The sequence below is a fragment of the Oleiphilus sp. HI0117 genome, assembly GCF_001635235.1.
Genome location: NZ_LWGA01000902.1, coordinates 1 through 3,143, shown reverse-complemented (window position 1 = coordinate 3,143; position 3,143 = coordinate 1). Strand labels below are relative to the sequence as shown.

Sequence of the window (3,143 nt, the reverse complement as noted above, 5' to 3'; positions counted from 1 at the left end):
GTAGCAGTTTTGGTTACAATAACCTGGTTGTCGATATGTTGGCATTTGGTGTAATGAAGAGCTTTGAGTACCCGGTTTTCTTTGACGTGACGCATTCTTTGCAGCAGCCCGGTGGTCGTGCAGATTCTGCTGGTGGTCGACGTGAAGCTGTAACTGACTTAGCGCTTGCGGGTATGTCGCAGGGTATTGCTGGTTTGTTTTTAGAAGCTCATCCTGACCCTGAAAATGCTAAGTGTGATGGCCCGTGTGCTTTAAGGTTGTCGCAGCTTGAACCCTTCCTTGCTAGAGTTAAGGCAATCGATGAGCTAGTTAAGCAATTTAAGCCTTTAGATACGGCTTAAAATATAGCGTTTATGATTTTGAATTTTGGCGTTGTTGAAGGAAAGACAGGGCCTGAAGTTATTATTTTTGGAGAAGTGTAATGACAACGATTATTGATATCAAAGGCCGTGAGGTCATGGATTCTCGTGGTAACCCTACTGTTGAAGCGGATGTGATTCTAGAGTCTGGTGTGGTGGGTACAGCTTGCGCTCCTTCTGGTGCGTCAACAGGCTCTCGTGAAGCCTTGGAGCTTAGAGACGGTGATAAGAGTCGTTATTTAGGTAAAGGTGTTTTAAAGGCTGTTGCCGGCATTAATGAAGAGATCAAGGCTGCGTTATTAGGTAAGGATGTTACCGATCAACGAGCTTTAGACCAAATTATGTTGGATCTGGACGGTACTGAGAATAAAGCTAAGCTGGGTGCTAATGCAATTTTGGCGGTTTCTTTGGCAGCAGCGAAAGCAGCAGCACAAGAAAAAGGCGTTGAGCTTTATGAGCATATTGCTGATCTAAACGGTACTTCTGGTCAGTACTCTATGCCTGTGCCAATGATGAATATCATCAATGGTGGTGAGCACGCAGACAACAATGTTGATATCCAAGAGTTTATGGTTCAGCCAGTTTCTGCTCCTACTTTTGCCGAAGCACTGCGTGCGGGCGCTGAAATATTCCATGGTTTGAAGAAGGTATTAAGTGAGCAAGGTCTAAATACCGCTGTGGGTGATGAGGGCGGTTTTGCGCCTGACTTGGCTTCTAATGCCGATGCATTGGCGGCAATCAAGGTTGCTGTAGCGAATGCAGGATACGAGCTAGGTAAAGACATTACGCTAGCCTTAGACTGTGCATCAACTGAGTTCTATGTTGATGGTAAATACGACATGAAAGGCGAAGGTAAGGCTTTCAGCCCTGAGCAGTTCTCTGATTATTTGGCTGAGCTTTGCGACCAGTATCCAATCGTTTCTATTGAAGACGGTCAGGACGAGTCGGATTGGGATGGGTGGAAGTATCAAACTGAAAAGTTGGGCGACAAAGTTCAATTGGTTGGTGATGACTTGTTTGTGACCAATACCAAGATTCTTTCTGAAGGTATCGAAAAAGATATTGCTAACTCGATTCTGATTAAATTCAACCAGATTGGTAGCCTGAGCGAAACCTTAGATGCGATTAAGATGGCTAAAGATGCAGGCTATACCGCAGTTATCTCACATCGTTCTGGTGAAACAGAAGACACAACAATTGCTGATTTGGCGGTTGGTACCTGTGCCGGCCAAATAAAGACTGGTTCACTTTGTCGTTCTGATCGTGTTGCTAAGTATAACCGCTTATTGAGAATTGAAGAGCAGTTGGGAAGCAAGGCGCCTTATAAGGGTAGAAGTGAGATCAAAGGACAGTAATTTCTGGCCTTGATTGAATGAAAAGCACTGTGCGTTGAACGTTCAGTGCTTTTTTGTCTTTAGGCAAAACAAGCCTTATCTTAAATTATGCTAATCTTCAGAATTCTTTTCGCTAAAAGCCAATTTCTGAACTAGAGTAAATTTATTCCAATATATGTTTGTTTATCCGTTTTTATGTAGCGGGGCTTTCTTGTCTCTACGCTGTGGTAGCGGGAAGAAATATCGTTTTTGCTTGTCTATGTGTCTTGTCAGCGTATGGCAATCTTTAAGTAATAATGTGACTAGTGTGAAGTTAAAGGTGTAGTGAAGTTGTCCTTATGAAAGTGCTCTGGAGTATAATGGTCATTGTTATTCTTGGTTTGCAGTACCGCTTGTGGTTTGGCAGTGGTAGCTTTGCAGAAGTTTCGCATTTGCGCGAAAAAGTGGCTTTGCAGCAGGCGGCGAATGACACCTTAAGTGAGCGCAATGCTCAGCTGAATGCTGAGGTGCTAGACCTTAAAAATGGCTATGATGCGATTGAAGAACGTGCTCGTTTCAGTTTGGGCATGATAGGGCGAGACGAAACCTTTTACATGGTAGTGGCTTCGAAACTATAATGGCCCATTGCAAGCGCCTGCCATGACCAAGAGCGGGTCATAGGTTTTTATTTATCACTTTGTGCCCCAACTATGTCGGTTTCAAGCCCCAGTCCTTCGTTTACCTCCTCACCCCTCTCAGGCTTAGACTCTGCTAAGCAAGCACTACCTCGGTTTTGGGTCATTATTCCGGCAGCGGGTGTTGGCAGCAGAATGCAAAGTGACATCCCTAAACAATATCTTCAGCTTGGTTCAAGCAGTGTTCTTTATCTGAGTGCCAAAGCCTTCCTTGACCACCCTCGCTTTACTCAGGTGCATATAGGTATTTCCGAGGCTGATGACTATTTTGATAGCGATAGTTTGGCTCAAGATGCTCGAGTGATTCAGTATAAGGGTGGTAGTGAACGCTTCAATACTGTTTTAAATGGTCTTGATGCTTTGGTAGGTATTGCCGATGAGCAAGATTGGGTGTGGGTGCATGACGCTGCGCGGCCCTGTTTAAGTCGAGAAGATATAGATAACTTGATTGAACATGTTGACGCCTGGGACGGTTCAGAGGGCGGTGCTATTCTGGCGTCTCGCGTTGTTGATACGATTAAGGTATCACAAGATGGAAGGGCGATTGAGGGTACTTCGGATCGGGACAAACTTTGGCGAGCATTTACACCACAAGTCTTTCGTTTTGCCGAGCTGCGCCATGCCCTAAGTGAATGTCAGCGGCTTGGGCTGACGGTGACCGATGAGTCGTCAGCAATAGAGCATATGGGTGGGGCGCCCTGCCTAGTTGAAGGCTCAGATGACAATATCAAAATTACGCGGCCGCACGATTTACGTTTGGCTGCAGATACCTTGGC

At 45.3% G+C, this 3,143-nt stretch carries 3 protein-coding genes and 1 pseudogene; all 4 read left to right on the top strand.

From position 1 onward, the window contains the following. A pseudogene (locus A3757_RS15975) lies at nucleotides 1-341 on the top strand (3-deoxy-8-phosphooctulonate synthase); the annotation flags it as partial. Between the two features lie 80 nt (nucleotides 342-421). Further along, nucleotides 422-1,714 (top strand): phosphopyruvate hydratase, encoded by a 1,293-nt coding sequence (eno, locus tag A3757_RS15970; RefSeq protein WP_068514123.1) that lies wholly within the window; start codon nucleotides 422-424, stop codon nucleotides 1,712-1,714. Nucleotides 1,715-2,031: 317 nt separating this feature from the next. Then, complete coding sequence (gene ftsB / locus A3757_RS15965) at nucleotides 2,032-2,310, top strand: cell division protein FtsB (protein WP_068514126.1); 279 nt, start codon at nucleotides 2,032-2,034, stop codon at nucleotides 2,308-2,310. A gap of 72 nt (nucleotides 2,311-2,382) precedes the next feature. Then, on the top strand, nucleotides 2,383-3,143 hold a 761-nt coding region (ispD, locus tag A3757_RS15960; protein WP_156506355.1), incomplete at its 3' end, for a 2-C-methyl-D-erythritol 4-phosphate cytidylyltransferase.